We start from the raw sequence: 21,708 nt of genomic DNA on the forward strand, positions 1-21,708 counted from the left end.
CCCTTATAAACACAACAAAACAACCCCTCTTCCCCACCCCCCCCCTCTCCCCACCTCGGCGGCGCACCCCCGCGGCGCGCGCCCCCCCCCCCGGGGGGGGGGGGCGGCCGGTGATCACCGGCCGCCCCCACCCACGTCGTACGACCGGACTCAGTCCGCGATGATCAGGGACGGGGTGTCCCGCTTGAGGACCTCGCCCCGGAAGAACGCCGGGCTCACCCGACGCATCACCAACATGACCACCAGGCCGAGCGCCAGCAGCCCGACGCCGATGACGAAGACCGCGCCCACGCCCGCGACCGTGGAGCCGCTGCCGTACGCCGGGTCCCACATGTCGTACAGCGTCTTGCCGAACACCGCCGCAAGCAGCAGCCCGCCGACGACCGGGGCCAGGCCCTTGAAGACGAAGTCACGGCCGGAGCGGAAGATCTCGGCCCGGAAGTACCAGGCGCAGGCGAAGGCCGTGAGGGAGTAGTAGAAGCAGATCATGAGGCCGAGCGCGTAGATCGTGTCGATGAGCACGTTCTCGCTGACCAGCGTCATGACGGTGTAGAAGGCGCCGGTGGCGATGCCGGCGACCACCGTGGCCTTGCCGGGGGTCTTGAAGCGCGGGTTGACCCGGGCGAAGGACGGCGGCAGCGCCTCGTACGTCGACATCGCGAGCACCGTGCGGGCGACCGGGATGAAGGTGGTCTGGAGGCTCGCCGCGGCGGACGCGAGGACCGCGACGAAGAGCAGCACGCCGAGGCCGGGGCCCATGACCGGGCCGGCGAGCGCGGCGAAGACGTTGTCGGAGGTGTCCGGGTTGGCGAGCCCGAGGCCCTGCTCGCCGGAGCCGACGGCCATCTGCGCGGCGACGCCGGTCATCAGGTACGAGGCGACCAGCACGACCATCGCGATCAGCGCGGCCCGGCCGGGCGTCTTGCCGCTGCCGGTGGTCTCCTCGTTGGCGCTCAGGCTGGCGTCCCAACCCCAGTACATGAAGATCGACAGCGACAGGCCGGCGGTGAAGGCGGCGAAGGACTCGACGGCGAAGGGGTTCAGCCACTCGCCGGAGAAGGACAGCGAGGTCTCGAACGAGCCCGCCTTGGACAGCGCCATCGCGACGAAGACGCCGAGCACCAGCAGCTGGAGGCCGACCAGGGCGTACTGCACGCCCTTGGTCGCCGTCATGCCGCGGTAGCTGATCGCGGTGGCGATCGCGATCAGCGCGAGCACGGTGAGGATGTGCACGGCCTTGTTGTCGTCGAGCGCGGCGATCGACTCGCTGCCGGTGACCTCGCCCGCCAGCAGCCAGAAGAAGGACGTCGCGACGCCGGCGAGGTTGGACAGCACGATGATCGTGGCGACCACCAGGCCCCAGCCGCACATCCAGCCCACCCGCGGCCCGAACGCCTTCACCGTCCAGGTGAAGGAGGTGCCGCAGTCCGGCATGACGCGGTTGAGCTCCCGGTACGCGAAGGCGACCAGGAGCATCGGGAGGAAGCCGGCCAGGAAGATCGCGGGCATCTGGAGCCCGACCTCACCGGCCGTGGAGCCGAGGGTGGAGGTGAGGCAGTAGACGGGGGCGACGGTGGAGATGCCGATGACGGCACTGCCCGTCAGCCCGACGGAGTTGCCGCCGAGCCCTTTGCCGCGCACGCCACCGCCCTTGCCGGGGGCGGCGCCCCGCACCGTGTCTCCGGCCTGCGGCCGGGCGTCCAGCTGAGTCATGAACAGGACGTTAAACGCTGCGGTTTCCACATCCGGAGCCCAAGCGTCCGAATATCGAACCCTGCCTTTCGGTGGCGAGTACGGATGATTTCCTGCACATGAAAGATCTACTCAGGAAAGCGCTCCCACCTTGCAAGGCGTAACGTCAGTTTTCCGATGTACGATAACCGCAGCACTGCCCGTTTTACCCCTTTTGAAATTTTCCGGTGAGCCGACAGCGAACACCCGCCGGCCCAGAGACCGCCGTCGTCACCCGGGCCACACCAGCGCCTGCGTCTCGCTGTACGCGTGCAGGGCGTACGAGCCCACGTCCCGCCCCACCCCGCTCTGTTTGAACCCGCCGAACGGCGCCTCCATGTTCCGGCCGACCGTGTTGATGCCCACGCCGCCGGCCCGCAGTTCGCCCGCGACCCTGAACGCCCGCGCCACGTCCCCCGACCACACGTAGTCGATCAGCCCGTACTCGCTGTCGTTGGCGAGCGCGATCCCCTCCTCCTCCGTGTCGAAGGGCAGCACCACGACCACCGGCCCGAAGATCTCCTCCCGCACCACCCGCATCCCGCCGGTGCACTCCGCGAAGAGCGTCGGCGCCACGTAGAAGCCCTTGCCGAGGTCGGGCCGCTCGCCGCCGACGACCAGCCGGGCCCCCTCCGCCCGGCCGAGCGCCACGTACGACTCCACCCGGTCGCGGTGCGCGGCGGAGATCACCGGCCCCACCACGGTGCCCCGCTCGGCCGGGTCGCCCACCGCCAGCCGGCCCGCGTACCCGGCGAGGCCCGCCACCAGCCGCTCGTAGATCCCGCGCTGCGCGATGACCCGCGTCGGCGCCGTACAGATCTGTCCGCTGTAGAAGGAGTACGTCGTCCCGATCCCGGCCACCGCGGCGGCCGGGTCGGCGTCGTCGAAGACGAGCGCGGCGCCCTTGCCGCCCAACTCCATGAGCTGGCGCTTCATCCCCCGCCCGCAGACCTCGGCGATCGCCCGCCCCACCGCCGTCGAGCCGGTGAAGCTGACCATGTCGACGTCGGGCGAGTCGACCGCGGCCCGGCCCGCCTCCGGCGCGGAGCCGGTCACCACGTTCACCACGCCCGGCGGCGCCCCCGCCCGCTCCAGCGCCCGCGCCAGCCGGAACACCGACAGCGGGTCCTGCGGCGCCGGCTTCACCACGACCGTGTTGCCCATCGCCAGCGCCGGCGCGACCTTCCCCGCCGGATTCGCCCAGGGGTTGTTGTACGAGGTGATGCAGGTGACCACGCCGACCGGCCGGCGCACCGCGACCGCGCCGACGACCGCGGCCCTGCCGAACGGGCCGGCCGCGTTCACCTGCGGCGGCAGCGGCTGCTCGACGGGTTCCAGCGCGCCCTTCGCGTACCGGCGAAAGCGCGCGGCGGCCACCGCGACCTGCATGCCGCGGGCGGTCGCGGTCGTCGCCCCGCTCTCCCTGCGCGCGAGGTCGGCGTGGTCGGCGGCGTCCCGTTCGATCAGGTCGGCCGTGGCGGCGAGGATCCGGGCGCGCTCCTCGGGCGCGGTGCGCGACCAGGGGCCGAACGCCTCGCGCGCCGCCGCTGCCGCCGCGTGCACCTGGACCCGGCTGGCCTCCGGTGCGAGGCCCACGACGGTCTCGTTCGCCGGATCGAGGACCTCGTAGTGCCCGTCGTCGGGCTCGACCCACTCACCGCCGATGAACAGCCGCTGCTCGCCGGGGGCCGTCACACCGGGACCCTGGTGTCGACCGTCTCGGTGTCCCGGCCCGAGCGCAGTACGACCCCCGGCACCGCGCCCGTCACCCGGTCGTCCCGGATCGCCTCCACCCCGTTCACGCGCACGGACACCACCCCCAGCGCCTGGGCGTCCAGCCGCGGGCTGTCCCCCGGCAGGTCGTGCACCAGCCGCGCCGGCCCGGCGTCGATCCGCTCCGGGTCGAAGAGCACCAGATCGGCGTGGTACCCCTCGGCCACCCGACCGCGCCCGCGCAGCCCGAACAGCCGCGCCGGATCGTCGGTGAGCATCTTGACCGCCGCCTCCAGCGACACCAGCTTGCGCCCGCGCAGACAGTCCCCGATGAAGCGGGTGGTGTACGGCGCCCCGCACATCCGGTCCAGGTGGGCGCCCGCGTCCGAGCCGCCGAGCAGCACGTCCTCGTGCTCCCAGGTCCGCCGCCGCAGCTCCCACGACGCCGGGTCGTTGTCCGTGGGCATCGGCCACAGCACGGTCTTCAGCCCGTCGTTGGCGCAGATCTCCACCAGGCAGTGGAAGGGGTCCTGGCCGCGCTCGGCGGCGATGTCCCCGACGACCCGCCCGCCGAGGCCCTCGTTCTCCCTGGAGTACGTGTCCCCGATGACGTACCGGCCGAAGTCCGCAAGCCGCCGGAAGACGCCCGCTTCCTTGGAGTCCGCGCGCCGCAGCATCTCCGCCCGCACCCCGGGGTCGCGCAGCTTCGCGATCCGCTCCCGCACCGGCAGCCCCAGCACCTCGCCCCACCCCGGGATCAGGTTCAGCGCGCAGAAGGTGCCCAGCGACATGTTCATCGGGGTGAGGATCGGCATCGTCAGCGCGACGATCCGGCCGCCGGCCGCCCGCGCCCGCTCGCTGGCCAGCAGCTGCCGCGGCACCCGCTCGGGCACGGCCGCGTCGATCGTGAGCACGTTCCAGTTCAGCGGGCGCCCGGCCGCCGCCGTCATCGCCACGAACAGGTCGATCTCCGCGTCGCTGAACTGGTCCAGGCACCCGGCGACGATCGCCTCCAGCTGCGTGCCCTCGTGCTCGGCGACCGCCCGGGAGAGCGCCAACAGCTCGTCGGGGCTGGCGTGCCGGGAGGCGACCGGCTGCCCGTCGCCGTCGGAGTGGGTGGACGACTGGGTGGTGGACAGGCCCCAGGCGCCGGCGGCCATCGCGTCGTGCAGCAGCTCCACCATCCGCGCCAACTGCTCGTCCGTGGGCCGGCCGCCGACGGCGTCCGCCCCCATGACGTGCCGGCGCAGCGCGCAGTGCCCCACCATGAAGCCGGCGTTCACCGCGATCCGGCCCTCCAGCGCGTCCAGGTACTCCCCGAAGGTGTGCCAGCTCCAGGGCGCGCCCTCCTCCAGCGCGACCAGCGCCATCCCCTCGACCCGGGCCATCATCCGCCGCGTGTAGTCGGCGTCCTCGGGCCGGTCCGGGTTGAGCGGCGCGAGGGTGAAGCCGCAGTTGCCGCCGGCGACCGTGGTCACGCCGTGGTTGAGCGAGGGGGTGGCGTAGGGGTCCCAGAAAAGCTGGGCGTCGTAGTGCGTGTGCGGGTCGACGAAGCCGGGCGCGAGGACGAGCCCGGTGGCGTCCTCCTCGGTCCTGGCCTCCTCCGCGGTGGTCCCCGGCTCCGCGACGACGGCGATCCGGCCGTCCCGCAGCCCGACGTCGGCGACGCGCGCCGGCGCGCCGGTCCCGTCGACGACGGTGGCGGACCGTATGAGGTGGTCGAGCACGGCGGTTCCTCCCTCCTTCCTTCGGACTCAGTCGGTGGTCGCGGCGTTGCGGAAGCGGGTCGTGCGGTGCACGGGGTCGGTGTCGATCTGCGGGATGACGTGCTCACCGATCAGCTTGATCGTGTTCATGGTGGCCTCGTACGGGATGCCGATCGGCAGCCCGAAGGAGAGTTGGTCCGCGCCCGCCTGCTCCCACCGCTTGCACTGCTGCAACACCTCGTCGGGGTCGCCGCAGATCATCAACTCCTCCTGGATCAGGACCTCGACGACCTCCGCGGTGTACTCCGGCAGCAGCTCGGGCCACTCGGGCACGCCCTCGGGCCGCGGGAAGGTGTCGTGGTAGCGGAAGAGCAGCGACTGGAGGTAGTTCAGCCCGCCGTTGACGGCTATCTCCACGGCCTCGTCGTGGGTCTCGGCGCAGATCGCGGTGGATGTGACCATGACGTTGTCGTTGACGAACGCGCCGATCGCCCGCGCCTCGCCGATCGCCGTCTTGTACGAGTCGAGCACCCACTCCATGTCGGAGACCTTCTGCACGCTGAACCCGAGGACGCCCATGCCCTTGCGGCCGGCCATGGCGTACGAGGAGGGGGAGCCGGCGGCGTACCACATGGCCGGGTGCGCCTTCCCGTACGGCTTGGGGAGCACCTTGCGCGGCGGCAGCGACCAGTGTTCGCCGTGGAACCCCTCGTACTCCTCCTGGAGCCACATCTTGGGGAACTCGGCGATGGTCTCCTCCCAGATCTCCTTGGTGTGGTTCATGTCGGTGATGCCCGGCAGGAAGCCGAGGATCTCGTGGCTGCCGGCGCCGCGCCCGGAGCCGAACTCGAAGCGGCCCTCGGAGAGGTGGTCGAGCATGGCGACCTTCTCGGCGACCTTCACGGGGTGGTTGACGGGCGCGAGGGGGTTGAAGATGCCGGAGCCGAGGTGGATGCGGTCGGTGGCGTGGGCGAGGTAGCCGAGGAAGACGTCGTTGGCGGAGAGGTGCGAGTACTCCTCCAGGAAGTGGTGCTCGGAGGCCCAGGCGTATTTGAAGCCGGACCGGTCGGCCTGGATGACGTACTCGGTCTCCTCCATGAGCGCCTTGTGCTCGGCGAGGGGGTCGGTCTCGGCGCGCTTGCCGACGTATCCCTGTACGAAGATCCCGAATTCCACGGGGGTTCACCGTCCTCTGCGCTGTGGTCTCCCGCTTTTCTGACGCATCGTCAGTTCATGTTTCGCGACTGTCCCATCGGGGTCGGAAGGCGTCAATAGCTGACGCTCAGTCAGATGGCGTGGGTGCGCGGCCCTCATCGCGTGGGTGCGCGGCCCTACTGGACGGTCACGCCGGCGAGCCATCCGCCGTCGATGACGATCGGTTGGCCGGTGATGTACGAGGAGTCCTCGCAGCTCAGGAAGAGCGCGAGCTTGGCGATCTCCTCGGGCCGCCCCACCCGGCCCAGCGGCACCAGCTTCCGGTAGTACTCCCCGGCCGACTGCCGCATCTTCTCCAAGGTCGCGGGGTCGGCGTCCGGGGCGAAGGCGTCCGGGTGGGTCATCGGGGTGTCCACGGCGCCGGGGCAGATCGCGTTCACCCGGATCCCCTTCGGCGCCAGCTCCAGTGCGGCGACGCGGGTGAGCCCGACGACGGCGTGTTTGGAGGCGGAGTACGCGCCCACGTACGCGATGCCCGTCATCCCGGCGTACGAGGCGGTGTTGACGATCGTGCCGCCGCCGGCCGCGACGATCTCGGGCGCGAGGGTGCGGATGCCGAGGAAGGCGCCGACCTGGTTGACCTGCGTGACGAGTTGGAATTCGGCGAGGGGGGTGGCGACGAGCTCGTTGAAACGCAGCACGCCGGCGTTGTTGACCAGGCCGTCGACGTGCCCGAACCGCTCCTTGGCGGCGGCGAGCGCGGCGCGCCAGCCGTCCTCGTCGGTCACGTCCAGGTGCAGGTAGAGGGCGCGCTCCGGGCCGATGTCGGCGGCGACGGCCCGCCCCTGCTCGTCGAGGACGTCGGCGAGGACGACGCGGGCGCCCTCGGCGGCGAAGAGGCGGGCCTCCTGCTCGCCCTGCCCGCGGGCGGCTCCGGTGATGAGGACGACGCGCCCGTCGAGCTTGCCGGGCGCGGGGTGGGGCTCAGTGCTCATGTCGGGGTTCCCTTCGGTCGTGGGTGCCGCGCGTCGTGGGGCTTCGTTCCGTGGGGTCTCACGCGGTGAGGTGGGGTGCGACGTCGTGGGCGAAGGCGGCCATCTGGTCGGTCAGCTCGCTGCGGCTGCGGCTGCGGAACCGCACCTGGATCTGGTCCACCCCCATCTGCGGGTACGCCCGCAGCGACTCGGCGATCGCCGCGGGCTTCCCGGTCAGGGTCCGCCGCCCCACCTCCCACTCCGGTTCCCCCACGTACAGCGGCTCGACGATCGCCCCGACCTCGATCGGCGCGGCGATCCCGGCCTCCTCGCGCAGCCGGCGCAGCCGGGCGATCTGCGCCGGGAGCCGGTCGCGCGGATCGCCCTGCGGCAGCCAGCCGTCCCCGCGCAGCGCGGCGCGCCGCACCGCGGCGGGCGACGAGCCGCCGACCCACAGCGGCACCCGCGCCTGCGCGGGCCGTGGCCGCTGCCCGAGCCCGGAGAAGGCGAACCGCTCCCCCGCGTGCTCCGGGTACTCATCGGGCCCGAGCGCCGCCCGCAGCGCGTCGACCGTCTCGTCCAGCAGGGGCCCGCGCCCGTCGAAGTCGGCCCCGACCGCCTCGAACTCCTCCCGCACGTGCCCGGCCCCCACCCCGAGGACCAGCCGCCCGCCGGAGAGGTGGTCGAGCGTGGCGTACTGCTTGGCGACCAGCAGCGGATGCCGCAGCCCGACGACGGCGACGTGGCTGAGCAGCCGTACGCGCCGGGTGACCGCGGCGAGGTGGGAGAGCGTGGCGACGGGGTCGTACCAGACCGTCGACATCGCGTCCGCGAGCCGCCGCGGTATCGCGACGTGGTCACAGACCGCGACGTAGGCGAACCCGGTCCGATCCGCGACCTTCGCCACCTCCACGAGGTCCTCCGCCCCCGCCCCCGCCTCCCAGGGCTCGGCGAACAGCGCGCTCTGGGCCTGGACGGGAAGCTGCATCCCGTACGACAACCGCCCCTCGGGCAACACCTGCACGTGCACCGCGTCCGCCTCCTCGACTCGACCGACGGGCCCACTACCGGGCCCACGGCGACCAGATCTGACGCCTCGTCATATTTCACCGCTTCCCCCTCCCCCAGACAAGGGCAGGGGCGCACGCAGGGGGCTCGACACATTCGGGAAACACGACGCGGCCAGAATGCGCCGGATGGAGACCAGCGAAGTCAGCGAGACGAGTCAGCGCGGTGCGGCCGTGGGCGGCCCGGCCTTCTTGGAGGTCGACGTCAGGGAAGTCGCCTGGGACGACGCGGACGCCGTCGCGCTGCGGGCCGGGCAGCGGGCGGAGATAGCCGAGATGTACGGCACGCCCGACAGCGAGGCCGGCCAGCCCCCGTCCGCGGACGACGTCGCCGTCTTCCTGGTGGCGTACGGCCCCGACGGAACGCCGCTCGGCTGCGGCGGGCTGCGCCGGCTGGACGGGGCGACGGGCGAGGTCAAGCGGATGTACGTGACGCCCGGGGCGCGCGGCACGGGCGCCGCCGGGGCGATCCTGCGCGCACTGGAGGACTGGGCGCGCCGCAGCGGGTGGTCGGCGCTGCGACTGGAGACCGGCGACCGACAGCTCGCCGCCGTACGCTTCTACACCCGCGCCGGCTACGCTCGCATCCCGAACTTCGGCCCGTACGAGCACGTACCGGACTCCCTCTGCTTCGAGCGCGCCCTGTAGCCCCGCCCCGCGGGGGTGGCCCCTGGTCCAGGGACGGCGTGGCCGCCGCGTACACGTGGTCCCCGCGGCGCGGGGCTCAGTCGGCGGTGTCGGCGGTGCGGTCGCGTTGGTGGCCGCGGCGGGCATCGCGGTCGAAGATGCCCAGGATCTCGCAGGGGCCGCCCTCCGCGCCGATCGCGTGGGGGAGCATCGTGGGGAACTCCGCCGCCTGGTTGGTCTCGATCCGGATGCGGCGGTGGCCCAGCATGAGGACCGCGGTGCCGGACAGGACGACGAGCCATTCCCGGCCGGGGTGCGCACGCATGCGCGCGGGGTTGTCCGGCGGCGGCCCGGTCATGCGCTGGCGTACGACGCTCATGCCCGGGTCGGCCTTGATGGACCAGCGCATCAGCCCGTGGGCCGCGTCGATCACCGGGCTGGTGACGACGTCGTCGGAGGCGGTCTCCACCAGCTGGTCCAGGGACGTGTCCAAGGCGCGGGCGAGGGTGACCAGCTGGTCCAGGGCGAGGCGGCGGCGGCCGTTCTCGATGCGTGAGAGCGTCGACTGACTGAGGTTGGCGCGGGTGGCCAGCTCCTCCAGCGACCAGCCCTGTGCCACGCGCAGGGCCCGGATCCGCTTGCGTACGAGGCCGTCCAGCTCGCCATCTTCTTGCGTCATAGGCAACATCGTATGCCTCTGATGCAAGGCGAAGCTACGGTCCTCGTGACGGCCCGGAACACCCCGGAGCCACACCCGAGCGAAGGGAACGAGGACATGACCGGGACTGATTCTGCGCACGCGGCTTCCGCACACGCGGCTTTCGCGTACGCGAGCGACGCGCTGCCCCAGACGACCGTCGACGCCGTGGTGATCGGCGGCGGTGCCGCGGGGCTGAACGGCGCGCTGATGCTCGCCCGCTCCCGCCGCTCGGTCGTCGTCATCGACGGCGGTACGCCCCGCAACGCGCCCGCCGAAGCCATGCACGGCTTCATCGCGCTGGACGGCACCCCGCCCGCCGAGCTGTTGCGGCAGGGCCGGGAGCAGGTGCGCCACTACGGCGGCCGGGTCGTCTTCGGCGAGGTGGCCGCCGCCGCGCCGGCCGCCCCCGCCGCCGGGGGTGACCTGCGCTTCACCGTCGCCCTGGCCGACGGCCGCACCGTGACCGCGCGCCGCGTGCTGGTCGCCACCGGCCTGCGGGACGAGCTGCCGGACGTGCCCGGGCTCGCCGAGCACTGGGGCCGCGGCGTGGTGCACTGCCCGTACTGCCACGGCTGGGAGGTGCGCGACGAGCCCGTCGGCGTCCTCGCGACCGGCCCCGCCTCGCTCCACCACGCCCTGCTGTTCCGGCAGTTGACCGACGACCTGACCTACTTCACCCGCGGCACCGAGCTGGACGGGGACACCCGGGCGCGCTTCGCCGCCCGCGGCGTCCGCGTCGTCGACGTCCCCGTGCGGGACGTCGTGACGGGCGAGGACGGCGGCATCGCCGGGGTGAGACTGGCCGACGGCAGGTTCGTGGCCCGGCGCGTCCTCGCGGTCGCCACCCGGATGCAGGCCCGCACCGAGGGCCTGGAGGGTCTGGAGCTGCCGATGGAGGACCTGCCCGACGACATGGGCCGCCGCTTCTCCGCCGGCCCGGCCGGCGCCACCGAGGTGCCGGGCGTGTGGGTGGCCGGCAACGCCACCGACCTGACCGCCCAGGTGGGCGCAGCCGCCGCGGCCGGCGCCCTGGCCGGAGCCCACATCAACGCCGCACTGGCCACCGCCGACACCGACGCGGCCTTCGCCGACTTCGCCGCGGCGCGGGTCGACACCGCCGCCTGACACCCCCGGGCCCGTACCGCCCGCCTGTCCGCCCTCCGGCGCCTACTCGGCATGCCCGCATGCCCTGACGCCCTGACGCCCTCACGCCCGTACCGATCCGCACGCCGCTGCCGAGAGGAATCCATGCGTACGAACCAGCTTCCACGGGAGGCAGCCGCCGCCGGCCCCGCCCCGGACCCGCGTCAGCTGCGCACGATCCTGATCACCGTCTCGATCGCGCTGATGGCCGTCATCGCGTCCGTGTCAGGGCTGAACGTCGCCCAGACCCACCTGGCCGTCGAGTTCGACGCCTCGCAGGGCACGGTCCTGTGGATCATCAACGTCTACACCCTCGCCCTGGCCGCGCTGTTGCTGCCGCTCGGCGCCGTCGGCGACCGCCTCGGCCGCAAGCCCATGCTGCTCGCCGGGCTGGCCGTCTTCGGCGTCGCGAGCGTCGCGGCGGGCCTGGCGCCGACCGCCGAGGTCATGCTGGCCGCCCGCGTGGCCAGCGGCGTCGGCGCCGCGATGATCATGCCGATCACGCTGGCCGTCATCACCTCCACGTTCCCGAAGGAGGAGCGCGGGAAGGCGATCGGCGTGTGGACGGGCGTCGCCGGGGGCGGCGGGATCGTCGGCATGTTCCTCTCCGCACTCCTCGTCGACGTCGCGAGCTGGCGCTGGCTGTTCGTCCTGCCCGTGGCCCTGATCGCGGTGGCCCTGGCCATGACGGCGTCCTCGGTGCCCAACTCCCGCGAACGGTCCGGCCACTCCTTCGACACCGTCGGCGCCCTGCTGTCGACCGTCGCCGTGGTCGGGCTCATCTTCGTCCTCCAGGAGGGGCCGGAGCGCGGCTGGAGCGCCCCCGCCACCCTGCTCGGCCTCGCCGTCGGCACCGTCGCCGCCGTCGCCTTCGTGGGCTGGGAGCTGCACCGCCGGGACGCGTCGCTGCTGGACGTACGGCTGTTCCGGGAGCGCGGCCTGGCCGGCGGCTCGCTCACGCTGCTCGTGGTCTTCGGCGTGCAGGCCGGCATCGCCGTGGTGCTCTTCCCGTTCTTCCAGGCCGTGCTCGGCTGGTCGGGGCTGGCGTCCACGCTGGCGCTGATGCCGATGGCCGTCACGATGATGGCGGCGTCCGGGCTGGCGCCCAGGATGGCCGGGCGCATCGGCGCCCGCGCGACCATGACCGCGGGGATCGCGCTGGCCGGCGCCGGCCTGGCCCTCATGGCCCTCTTCGTCTCCGTCGACGGCGGCTATCCGTCCGTCCTGCCCGGCATGCTCGCGATGGGCATCGGCATGGGCCTGTCGATGACGCCCTCCACCGAGGCCATCACCGGCTCCCTGCCGCGGGAGAAGCAGGGCGTCGCCTCCGCGCTCAACGACGTCACCCGCGAGTTCGGCACCGCCCTCGGCGTCGCCCTGCTCGGCGCACTCCTGTCCGCCGGCTACCGCAGCGCCGTCGACGACCGGCTGCACGGCATCCCGCAGGGGACCGCGGACACCGCGCGGGAGGGCGTCGCCAACGCGGTCGAGGCGGCGGAGGGCGCGGGCCCGCATGCGTCGGACCTGGTCAGCGCCGCGCAACAGTCCTTCGTTGACGGCTGGCAGCAGGCGATGTGGGCGGGGGTGGCCGTCATGTGCGCGCTGCTCCTCACCATCGCCCTCCGCGGCCCGAAGGCCCCGGGTCCGGCTCTGGATTCGGCCCCGGACCCGGACCCGGCCGCCGCGGAGGAGGCGGAGCCCGCCGCGGCCAAGGCACCCCAGGCGCGATAGCACCGCCATGAGCCACAGAGCACCCGCAGGGGAGCGGCGAGGGGGCCGGTGACCGCCGGAGGCCCCCCGGCCCCCTCCGAGAGCGAGGGGGCGTCGTGCCGCGGGCTACGATCCCCTCATGGGCATCGCCGTCACCAAGTAACTCCAGGAGTGCCGTCCCACGGCCGCAGCCGCACCGGTCCGCACCGGTGGGGTCCGCTCGTCGTGCCGGCGCGGCACGGAAGCGTCCTTTCCGCTTTCTGGAGTACCTGGAGTACCCCGTCCCATGAACGCCCTTCCCACGGCCGCGGCACGCCCGCTCGCCGATCGCCGGGGCCTGGCCCTCGCGCTGCTGTCGCTCCTGCAGTTCCTCATCGCCCTGGACGTCACCGTCGTCCACGTCGCGCTGCCGTCCATCGGCGCGCAGTTCGACGCACCGACCAGCTCGCTGTCCTGGGTCGTCACCGGATACACCCTGGTCGGCGGCGGACTGCTGCTGCTCGGCGGCCGGGTGACCGACCTCCTCGGCCGGCGCCGGATGTTCCTGCTGGGCGCCGCCCTGTTCGCCGCCGCATCGCTCGCCGCGGGCCTCGCGCCCGACCTTCCGACGCTGGTCGGGGCGCGGTTCGCACAGGGCGCCGGTGAGGCGCTCGCCTCGCCCGCCGCCATGTCGCTGATCGCGCTCCTCTTCCCCGAACCCGCCGAACGCGCCAAGGCACTCGGCGTCTGGGGCGCGATCTCGGCCGGCGGGCTCGTCGCCGGCGTGCTGCTGTCCGGCGTGCTCACCGAACTGCTGCACTGGCGCTGGATCTTCGGGATCAACGTGCCGCTCGCGATCGCCGTACTGCTGATCACGCCGCGACTGCTGCCGGCCGACGGGCCGCGCACCCGCACCGAACGCCTCGACCTGCCCGGAGCGTTGCTGCTGACCGCGGGCCCGCTGAGCCTGGTGTACGGCGTGGTGGAGAAGGCGCCCGCGGCCGTCGCCGCCGGTGCGCTGCTGCTGGCCGGCTTCGTCCTCGTCGAGGCGCGCACCCGGCACCCGCTCGTACCGCTCGCCTTCTTCACGCACCGCGTCCGAGCCGTCGCCAACGCCGTGACGGTGCTGCTGAGCGCCGCGCTCTCCACCGCGTTCTTCCTGCTCACGCTGTACATGCAGAACGTGATCGGGCTCGGCCCGCTCCAAGCCGGGCTGGCCTTCCTCCCGTTCTGCGCCGCCCTGTTCCTGGCCATCGCGGTCACGCCCCGGCTCATCACCGCGCTCGGGCTGAAGTACGCGTCGCTGGTGGGGCTGGTGTGCACGGCCGCGGGCCTGGCGTGGCTGGCGCGGCTGCCCGACGGGGGCGCGTACGCCGCCGACGTGCTGCCGGGCATGCTCGGTGTCGCCGCCGGCATGGGGGTCGGGCTGCTCGCACTCCAGAACGCGGCGCTGCACGGCGTCACCGAGGACGACGCGGGCACGGCGTCCGGAGTGCAGCGTTCCGTGGACCAACTCGGCGGTGCACTCGGGCTCGCGGTGCTGGTCGGCACGGCCGTCAAGGGTACGGGCGGCGCAGCCGCGACGGGTGCCGACGGCTTCCGCACGGCCTTCCTGTACGCACTCGTCGGCATCGCCGCTGCGGCACTCGCCCTCCTCGTGGCGGCGCCCAACCAGCGTCAGGACGAGGCGAGTCAGCCGGTGAGCTAGCGCGACGGACGCAGGGCGCGGGACTCGGGTTGTGATCCCGAAGGACGAGACACGGGTGATTCCTCGTCATCACGGACGAGGAGGGAATGGCCCCCAGGTGTCTTCAAGACGGGTCCCGCCGCAGATTACCGTGCGGTAATCCGTGCGGGGTCCCGGCCGGCTGCCGCCGCGGTCCGGCCGGGGCCCCGACCGTCACTTGCGAAGGGACCGCCGTGACCTCACGCGTCAGCACCACGCAGCCAACCCGCCCCGCGCAGCCGCGCCGCGGCGCGCACCGGACCACCGCCACCGTCGCCGTGACCGTCGGCGCGCTGGCCCTCACCGCGCTCGCGGGCGCGGGCGGCGCGTCCGCGGCGCCGGCGCCCGAGTCCGCCTCCGTCCCCGGCTCCGGCTCCGGCTCCGTGCCGTCCGACGGCGCGAAGGGCCGCCCGGCGCCCGGCAGCGGCAAGCTCGTCAGCGCGACCGAGCTGCCGCCGGAGGCCCGCCCCCACGGCGGCCCCGGCCAGGTCGTCGAGTACACCTCCACCGGCGCGAACGGCGGCAAGGTGCTGGTGTCCGGCCTGGTCTTCGCCCCGGCCGGGACGCCGCCCAAGGGCGGCTGGCCGGTGATCTCCCTGGCCCACGGCACGGTCGGCAGCGCGGACCAGTGCGCCCCGAGCCGTACGGACGCGGCACGGTTCGCCCACGACCCGGAGATCCGCGGCTGGTTGGACGCCGGCGTCGCGGTCGTGGCCACGGACTACGAGGGCCTGGGCACCGCGGGCCCGCACCCTTACCTGCACGCCCGCAGCTCGGCGTACGGCACGATCGACATCGTGCACGCGGCACGCCAGGCGGACGTCGGGGTCTCGCGGAAGTGGGTCGCGATGGGCCAGTCCCAGGGCGGCCACGCGGCGATCAGCACCGCGGTGCACGCCACGCGTTACGCCCCCGGCCTGGACTTCCGCGGCGCGGTCGCCACGGCGCCGCCGACGAAGATGAGCCGGCTGGTGGCCGACCGCTCGACCTCGCCCTCGTTCGAACGCAAGGTGCGTACGGCGCTGTACCCGCTGGTCACGGAGGGGCTGCGGGCCATCGACAGCGACCTCGACTTCACCCACCTGTTCACCGACCGCGCCGCCGAGTTGGTGCCGACGGCCCGGACGAAGTGCCTGCCCGAACTCGTCACTCAGGTCGTGCAGTCCGGGCTGAACGACGACACGGTCTGGAAGCAGCGCCCGGAGACGGTCCCCGCCCTGCTGAACGCGTTGCGGCAGCACGTGGACACCCCCGTCGTACGGCTGGACCGTCCGCTCTTCATCGGCCAGGGCGGGAAGGACGAGATCGTGCAGGCGAACGTCACCGCGGAGTACGCGAAGGCGCTGCGGAAGGTCGGTTCGAAGGTGACGTACCGGGAGTACGCGGCGGCGGGCCACGGGAGCGTGGTCGACGCGGCGGCGGCGGATTCGACGGCGTGGATCAAGCAGCGGCTCGGGGTGCGGTAGCGGCGGCGCCTCCTCTGACGAACGGCCCTGGCGACCGCGTCCGGGCCGATTGTCAGAGGCCCCTGCCACGATGGGCGCATGAAGACCACGCCTGACGGCCGACCCATCCCGCCCCCGCAGGCCGACGAGCGCACCATGCTCAAAGCCTGGCTCGACTACCACCGCGGCACGATCGCCCTGAAGTGTCAGGGGCTCACGGACGAGCAGTTGCGTCTGACGTCCGTCGAGCCCTCTTCGATGTCCCTGCTCGGTCTCGTCCAGCACCTCGCCGAGGTCGAGCGCAACTGGTTCCGACGGAAGTTCGAAGGGCAGGACGCGCCCCGCGTCTTCGAGGACAGCGGCGACGACGGCTTCGCCCTGCGTCCGGACCGGGGGCTCGACGAGGCGATGGCCGCGTGGCAGGCGGAGATCGCCCACGGTCGGGCGATCACCGCGGATGCTTCGCTGGACGACTGCGGTCACCTCTCCGAGGAGGAGGCGGAGTACGTCGGCGGCAAGGAGATCTCCCTCCGCTGGATCCTGGTGCACCTGGTCGAGGAGTACGCACGCCACAGCGGCCACGCGGACCTGCTCCGCGAACGAATCGACGGCGTCACGGGCCCGTAGCCCGACGCGCCTGGATGCACCCGCAGGGAAACGGCGAGGTAGTCAGGGGGCTGGGGGCGCAACACCGCACGCAGCACCGCGGGGTGCTGCCCCTCGTGGAGCTAGCCGCAGAACTCGGCTGTCAGGGTCGCGTCCTCCAGCGACTGCGCGCCCCAGTCGCCGTTTCTGTTCAGGGTGAGGACGTGCGCGCCGTCGCGGGTCGCCGCCGCTCTCGACAGGGAGCCGGGGACCTGGCCTCCGTGGCCCCAGACGGTCACCCCGCAGGGCAGGGTGTCGGAGCGTATGCCGAGCCCGTACGCGGCCACCGCGCCGCCGGCGTGGTCGACGGGGACCGCCGTCAGCATCGCCTTCAGCTGTCGCGCCGGCAGCAGTTCGCCCGCGAGCAGGGCTCCGTAGAAGCGGTTCACGTCGCCGGCCGTGGAGATGATCTGGCCCGCCGCCCCGGCCACGGACGGGTTGAACTCCGTGACGTCGTGGACCGCCGCGCCCGGGTCCTCGTCGTAGAGCTTCGAGTAGTGCCGGGCGTTCGGCCCGGGGATCGTCGGGGACCTGCCGGGGACGCTGGTGGAGCGGAGCTTCAGCGGACCGGTGATGCGCCGCTCGACCTGGGATGCGTAACTGCGGCCCGTGGCCCGCTCGATGACCATCCCGGCCAGGATGTAGTTGGTGTCGGAGTACGACCAGCCGGTGCCCGGCGCGAACTCCGGCGGGTGCGCGAGGCCGATCTCGACCAGCTGCTCGGGGGTGGCGCCCTTGTACCGGTTCTTGAGGAAGGGCTCTCCGGTGAAGTCGGCCAGGAAGCCGGCGTCGCGGTTGTAGTTGAAGATGCCGCTGGTGTGGTTCAGCAGTTGGCGCAGGGAGACCTTGCGACCGTCGTGACCCCGGCCGCGGACGACGCCCGGAAGCCACCGCTCGACGCTGTCGTCGAGTGAGAGGAGACCTTCCGCTTCGAGTTGCAGCAGCACCGTGGCCGTGAACGTCTTCGTCAGGCTGCCGACGCGGAAGCGGTCGTCCGCCCGCCGCGGCTCGCCCGTGGCGAGGTCGGCGGCGCCCGCCTCGCCGAACCACCGGCCGTCGCCGGTGGTGACGCGGGCCAGCGCGCCGGGCGTGCCGGCCGCGACGATCGCATCCAGCGCGGCCTGCGTCCGCTCGTGCGCGCCGGGCGCGCCGGGCGCGCCTGGTGGCCCTTGGGCGTCGGGGCGGCCGGGCGCCGCGCCCGCCGCCGTCGTGGTCACCGTCGTGGTCACCGCGGCGGCCAGCGCCCCCGCCGTCGCCAAGGCGACGAGGCGTCGCCCCGCCCCCGGCCACCCGCGCGCGCCCTTCCAGCGGGCCCAAGCCCGTAACCGCACCCCTAAAGCCCGTAACTCCGCCAACACGTCGTTCCCCCTGATCCGTGCCGTACGCGTACGACGGCGACGGGTCGAACCCGCCACCGCCCTGCTGCCCTCCAGTCAACCGGCCCCGCGCGCCCGGAACATCAGGGGTCACCACGAGCGCCATGAGGGGCGCCCCTGACTCCTCCCCGAGACGCAACCCCAAGGCCGCAAACCCGGCCGCAAACCCGGTGGAGGCTGCCGTCCCGCCCCGGCATCCTGTCCCCATGCAGAAGCCACCGGTCCACATCCGTCAGGCCGCCGCCGAAGACTGGCCGGCCGTCTGGCCCTTCTTCCGCACCGTCATCGCCGCGGGCGAGACCTTCACCTACCCCACCGACCTCACGTCTGAGCAGGGCCGGGACCTGTGGCTGCTGCCCGCGCCGGACCGCACCGTCGTGGCCGTCGACGACGACGGCACGGTCCTCGGCACCGCGAAGATGAACCGCAACCAGCAGGGCAACGGCTCCCACGTCGCCAGCGCCAGCTATCTGGTCGACCCCGCGCGCTCCGGCCGCGGCGTCGGGCGCGCCCTGTGCGCGTACTCCATCGACTGGGCCCGCGAGCAGGGCTACCGGGCGATCCAGTACAACGCCGTCGTCGAGACGAACGTCCACGCCGTGAAGCTGTACGAATCCCTCGGCTTCACCGTCGTCGGCACGGTGCCGGGCGCCTTCCGCCACCCCACGCGCGGATACGTCGGCCTCCACGTCATGCACCTGGCTCTGTAGCACCTACGGCGACGTCGGCGTGGTCGGCGTGGTCGGCGTGGTCGCCTTGGTCTCCTTGGTCGGCGTACGGCCGAACGCCAGCCGGAGCAGGCGCCGCCAGTCCACCGGCGGGGCGGGCGCGACGGCGGGGGCGCGGTCGCGCGGCACCAGGACCCGCAGCGCCCGGGGCCGCAGGGTGCACACGACCGGGGTGGGCATCCGCAGGGCCTCGCCGTCCACCGCGACGGGGATCACGTCCGCCGTAGCTGCCGCCGTTCCTGGCCCGTCGCCGGAGGCAGGCCCGGAGTCAGCCCCGGACGCGGTCCCGGACGTCACCTCCACCCTCCTGGCCGTCGTCACGGTCAGCCCCGCCGACTGCGACCCCCGCACCGCCAGATCCGCCGCCTGCGCCGCGCCCTCCACCCTGATCCCCAGCACCCCCAGCACGCCGGAGTCCAGCCGCGGCCGGCGGCCGGTGCCGCCGAGCGCGTCGGGCGAGGCGTACGGGTTGTTGCTGACCAGCAGCGCCTGCTGCGCCGACAGCACCGCGCCGCCCACGTGCGCGTCGAGCCGTCGCACGCCCTCCCCCACCAGCAGGTCCGGCATGACGTTCAGCGCCGTGCCCGCCTTGGCGTCGCGGTACTCGGGGCGCTGCACGACGTCCGCGTACACCCCGAACGAGACCGTGTTGACGAACGCCCGGCCCGAGACCGTCCCCAGGTCGACGCGGACCTCCTCGCCGTCCGTCAGCGCGTCCAGGGAGCGGGCGGGGTCGGCGCGGTCGAGGCCGAGGTCCAGGGCGAAGTGGTTGCGGGTGCCGGCCGGGACGACGAGGAACGGCACGCGGTACTCCGCGGCGACGGCCGCGACGAGTGCCTGCGTGCCGTCGCCGCCCGCCACCCCCAGCAGGTCCGCTCCCCCGGCGACCGCGGCGCGGGCCAGCGCGGCGACGTCGGCCGGCGCGTCGGGGTCCAGCAGGACCACCCGCGCGCCCAGCGCCTGCGCCCGCTCGACCAGCCCGAAGCGGCCCACCTTCCCGCCCCCGGACTTCGGGTTCATGATCAGCACGGCCCGCCGCGGCCGGCGCGCGTCCACCGCCCGCCGCGCCCGCTGCGGGTCCGAGCGGCGCAGCGCCGCCTTGGCGCAGGCCGCCGTAGCGGCCCAGCACACGCCGAGGAGCAGCGCCGTGAGCCAGAGTCCTTCGACGGTGAAGAGCACCAGGACGGCCGCGGGTGCGGCGATCGCGACGACGGCCCCGAGGAGACGTCGTACGCCCCGGTACGCCAGGAACCACCACCCGCCGACGGCGCACACGACCAGCCCGACCAGCCCGGACCCGACGACCACCAGCCCGGCCTGGCCCACGGCCACCACCAGCACCACCAGGACGCCCACGGCCGCGAGCACGGCGAGCCGCGCCAGCATCCGCCCGGCCGCGCCCCTGCCGCCCGCCTCGCCGCCTCCCCGCTCGCCCTGGCCCATCGCGCGCCTCGCCCTCGCCTCTCAGCCCGTCCGTTCGCCCGTCCCGCCAATCTGCCCGCCGCATGGTCCGGGAGCACCCCGAACGGGCTAGGCGGGTGAGTTCGTCGGGACGGCCCTCAGCTCACCCGGGGCAGCTCACCCAGGGCCGTAGCTTCTCCGGGTTGCGGACCACCCAGATCCGGGTGACACGGGCCAAGGCGGGGGCGGACGCGGGGGCGACGTCGAACGCGGCCACGGTCACGACGACGCCGGCGCGCCGGGCCACCAGCCCCGGCAGGCCGTTGACGGACCGCTCCAGGAGTTCCAGCCCCGGGGCCCGGTCGGCGATGGCGATCATGTACTGGGCGATGCTCGCGCCGCCCTCGATCGGGCGCAGGGTGCTGCCGGCCAGACCGCCGCCGTCGGCGGTCATCACGGAGGCCGGGTCGAGCAGGCCGATGAGGGTCGCGATGTCCTTGGCCTGCCACGCCTCTTTGACGTGCCGCAGCACCTCGGCCCGGCCACTCGCCGGCACCGGCGCGCGCGCCGCACCGACCCGTCGCCGGGCGGAGGCCGCCAGTTGCTTGCAGGCCGCGGGGGTGCGGCCGAGGACGTCGGCTATCTCGGCGAAGGGGTACCGGAAGACGTCGTGCAGGACGAACGCCACGCGTTCGGCGGGCGTCATAGCCTCCAGGACGACGAGGAAGGCCATGGACACCGACTCGTCCAGGACGATCTGGTCGGCGGGGTCCGCCGCCCCGTCGGGGCTGACGGGGCCGGCGGGCCCGGGGCGGGCGGCGCCGCCCGCGTGGCCCCACTCGGCGCGGTCCGGCAGCGGCTCGGGCAGCCACGCCCCGACGTAGCGTTCCCGGCGGACCCGCGCGGAGCCGAGCACGTCCAGGCAGATGCGGCTGGTCACGGTCGTCAGCCAGGCGCCGGGCGAGAGGATCTGGTCCCGTCGGCTGCGCGGCAGCGCGTACCAGCGTGCGTAGGCGTCCTGCACGGCGTCCTCGGCTTCGGTCAGCGAACCGAGCAGCCGATAGGCGACGTTGATGAGCCGACGCTGCTCGCCGGCCGTCCCGTCCGCGCCCGTCCCCATGCCTTCCGGCCCCCGCCTTACCTTTCGCACGCCCACGTCGTCGAAGTGTTGAAACCTTATCGATCGACTGCCCGAGGGCGGAGAGACCCAGGGCGGAAGTGGGGACGCGACATGGCCACTCAGGCACCGGCGGAGGCAGACGCGAAGGCGGGCGGGCAGCAGGGCGGTTCGTCGTTCCTGCGGGTCGCGATCGCGCTACAGACCCTGACCATCTTCCTCCAGGCCGTGTCCGCCGGGCTGTTGGTGAGCTGGTCCCACGGAGGCACGCTGCACGACGTCGGAGCCCGGGTGATGTACGGCGCGTCCATGCTGTACGTGCTCGCGGCGGTGCTGGCGTGGAAACCGGGCGGCGGCTCGCCCCGCCCCGTCTGGCACGCGTCGGGCTTCCTCGCCCTCGCCTCGGTCCAGGTAGCCGTCGGCATCGCACACGTCCCCTCGGTCCACCTCCCCCTGGGCGTCCTCATGTTCGGCCTCAGCGTTCTGGCTCTGGCCCGACGCTAGGCCGCGCGTGCGCGCGCTGTCCTGGTGCGTGCTCCCCTGCGCCCTGCGGGCACGGGGGCAGCGACCCGGCGGTGGGCTGTTCGCTCCCTACGCCCCGAGGCGAGGGAGGTACCCCCACGCGCCCCTGTTTCGCTGCCCCCGCCTTTGTCTGCGGGCTGAGGCGGAGGCGTTTGGGGCGCTGGGGTCCCCCCACGCCCTCTGGGCGTAGGGGGCGGAACTGCGCGAACAACCACAGCGTGCCTGTAGAGGACAACGCTCCCG

General features: G+C 73.5%; 18 protein-coding genes. 8 read left to right on the plus strand and 10 right to left on the minus strand.

Going from position 1 to position 21,708, the window contains the following annotated elements; translation table 11 throughout:
• Positions 1–150: 150 nt before the first annotated feature.
• The 6 genes from ABZ842_RS24255 to ABZ842_RS24280 all read right to left on the minus strand — a co-directional run bounded on the left by ABZ842_RS24255 (position 151) and on the right by ABZ842_RS24280 (position 8,267).
• Positions 151–1,713: an APC family permease gene (locus tag ABZ842_RS24255; protein WP_361540292.1), complete on the minus strand. Its 1,563-nt coding sequence runs from the start codon at positions 1,711–1,713 to the stop codon at positions 151–153.
• A gap of 249 nt (positions 1,714–1,962) precedes the next feature.
• Positions 1,963–3,426 carry an aldehyde dehydrogenase family protein gene (locus tag ABZ842_RS24260; protein WP_361540295.1) on the minus strand — a complete coding sequence of 488 codons (1,464 nt, stop codon included), beginning with the start codon at positions 3,424–3,426 and terminating at the stop codon, positions 1,963–1,965.
• Positions 3,423–5,171 (minus strand): D-aminoacylase, encoded by a 1,749-nt coding sequence (locus ABZ842_RS24265; RefSeq protein WP_361540297.1) that lies wholly within the window; start codon positions 5,169–5,171, stop codon positions 3,423–3,425. Before ABZ842_RS24265 ends, ABZ842_RS24260 begins: the two co-directional genes overlap by 4 nt.
• A gap of 27 nt (positions 5,172–5,198) precedes the next feature.
• Positions 5,199–6,326 carry an LLM class flavin-dependent oxidoreductase gene (locus tag ABZ842_RS24270; protein WP_361540300.1) on the minus strand — a complete coding sequence of 376 codons (1,128 nt, stop codon included), beginning with the start codon at positions 6,324–6,326 and terminating at the stop codon, positions 5,199–5,201.
• A gap of 155 nt (positions 6,327–6,481) precedes the next feature.
• Positions 6,482–7,300: a glucose 1-dehydrogenase gene (locus ABZ842_RS24275; protein ID WP_361540303.1), complete on the minus strand. Its 819-nt coding sequence runs from the start codon at positions 7,298–7,300 to the stop codon at positions 6,482–6,484.
• A 58-nt stretch (positions 7,301–7,358) separates the two neighbouring features.
• Positions 7,359–8,267, minus strand: coding sequence for an LLM class F420-dependent oxidoreductase (locus ABZ842_RS24280; RefSeq protein ID WP_361540690.1), 909 nt, complete (start codon positions 8,265–8,267; stop codon positions 7,359–7,361).
• Positions 8,268–8,475: 208 nt separating this feature from the next.
• Here ABZ842_RS24280 and ABZ842_RS24285 point away from each other — a divergent pair, with 208 nt between their 5' ends.
• Positions 8,476–8,994, plus strand: a complete 519-nt coding sequence (locus ABZ842_RS24285) for a GNAT family N-acetyltransferase (RefSeq protein ID WP_361540306.1) — start codon at positions 8,476–8,478, stop codon at positions 8,992–8,994.
• A 76-nt stretch (positions 8,995–9,070) separates the two neighbouring features.
• On the opposite strand, the gene ABZ842_RS24290 is transcribed toward ABZ842_RS24285, so the two are convergent.
• The gene (locus ABZ842_RS24290) at positions 9,071–9,652 is read right to left on the minus strand and encodes a helix-turn-helix transcriptional regulator (protein ID WP_361540309.1); all 582 of its coding nucleotides are present in this window, start codon (positions 9,650–9,652) and stop codon (positions 9,071–9,073) included.
• Between the two features lie 96 nt (positions 9,653–9,748).
• On the opposite strand from ABZ842_RS24290, the gene ABZ842_RS24295 reads away from it, so the two are divergent.
• The 5 genes from ABZ842_RS24295 to ABZ842_RS24315 all read left to right on the plus strand — a co-directional run bounded on the left by ABZ842_RS24295 (position 9,749) and on the right by ABZ842_RS24315 (position 16,303).
• Positions 9,749–10,798, plus strand: a complete 1,050-nt coding sequence (locus tag ABZ842_RS24295; protein ID WP_361540312.1) for an NAD(P)/FAD-dependent oxidoreductase — start codon at positions 9,749–9,751, stop codon at positions 10,796–10,798.
• 123 nt (positions 10,799–10,921) lie between these two features.
• Positions 10,922–12,547, plus strand: a complete 1,626-nt coding sequence (locus ABZ842_RS24300; RefSeq protein ID WP_361540315.1) for an MFS transporter — start codon at positions 10,922–10,924, stop codon at positions 12,545–12,547.
• Between the two features lie 265 nt (positions 12,548–12,812).
• Positions 12,813–14,213, plus strand: coding sequence for an MFS transporter (locus ABZ842_RS24305; RefSeq protein WP_361540318.1), 1,401 nt, complete (start codon positions 12,813–12,815; stop codon positions 14,211–14,213).
• Between the two features lie 212 nt (positions 14,214–14,425).
• Positions 14,426–15,697 carry a lipase family protein gene (locus ABZ842_RS24310; protein ID WP_361540321.1) on the plus strand — a complete coding sequence of 424 codons (1,272 nt, stop codon included), beginning with the start codon at positions 14,426–14,428 and terminating at the stop codon, positions 15,695–15,697.
• Positions 15,698–15,775: 78 nt separating this feature from the next.
• On the plus strand, positions 15,776–16,303 hold the full coding sequence (locus ABZ842_RS24315; RefSeq protein WP_361540324.1) for a DinB family protein: 528 nt from the start codon (positions 15,776–15,778) through the stop codon (positions 16,301–16,303).
• 101 nt (positions 16,304–16,404) lie between these two features.
• Here the strand turns inward: ABZ842_RS24315 and ABZ842_RS24320 are convergent, their stop codons facing one another.
• Entirely contained in the window at positions 16,405–17,580 is a 1,176-nt protein-coding gene (locus ABZ842_RS24320; RefSeq protein WP_361540327.1) for a serine hydrolase domain-containing protein, read from the minus strand.
• Positions 17,581–17,903: 323 nt separating this feature from the next.
• Between ABZ842_RS24320 and ABZ842_RS24325 the strand changes: the two genes are divergently transcribed.
• Entirely contained in the window at positions 17,904–18,407 is a 504-nt protein-coding gene (locus ABZ842_RS24325; RefSeq protein ID WP_361540330.1) for a GNAT family N-acetyltransferase, read from the plus strand.
• 3 nt (positions 18,408–18,410) lie between these two features.
• On the opposite strand, the gene ABZ842_RS24330 is transcribed toward ABZ842_RS24325, so the two are convergent.
• Both ABZ842_RS24330 and ABZ842_RS24335 read right to left on the minus strand, forming a co-directional pair.
• Positions 18,411–19,868: a diacylglycerol kinase family protein gene (locus ABZ842_RS24330; protein WP_361540333.1), complete on the minus strand. Its 1,458-nt coding sequence runs from the start codon at positions 19,866–19,868 to the stop codon at positions 18,411–18,413.
• A gap of 121 nt (positions 19,869–19,989) precedes the next feature.
• Positions 19,990–20,946, minus strand: coding sequence for a sigma-70 family RNA polymerase sigma factor (locus ABZ842_RS24335; RefSeq protein ID WP_361540336.1), 957 nt, complete (start codon positions 20,944–20,946; stop codon positions 19,990–19,992).
• Between the two features lie 111 nt (positions 20,947–21,057).
• On the opposite strand from ABZ842_RS24335, the gene ABZ842_RS24340 reads away from it, so the two are divergent.
• Positions 21,058–21,447 (plus strand): hypothetical protein, encoded by a 390-nt coding sequence (locus ABZ842_RS24340; protein ID WP_361540339.1) that lies wholly within the window; start codon positions 21,058–21,060, stop codon positions 21,445–21,447.
• The last annotated feature ends 261 nt before the right edge of the window (positions 21,448–21,708 follow it).

It is taken from the genome of Streptomyces sp. NPDC047315 (assembly GCF_040643215.1).
In the GTDB taxonomy this organism is placed as follows: Bacteria; Actinomycetota; Actinomycetes; order Streptomycetales; family Streptomycetaceae; genus Streptomyces.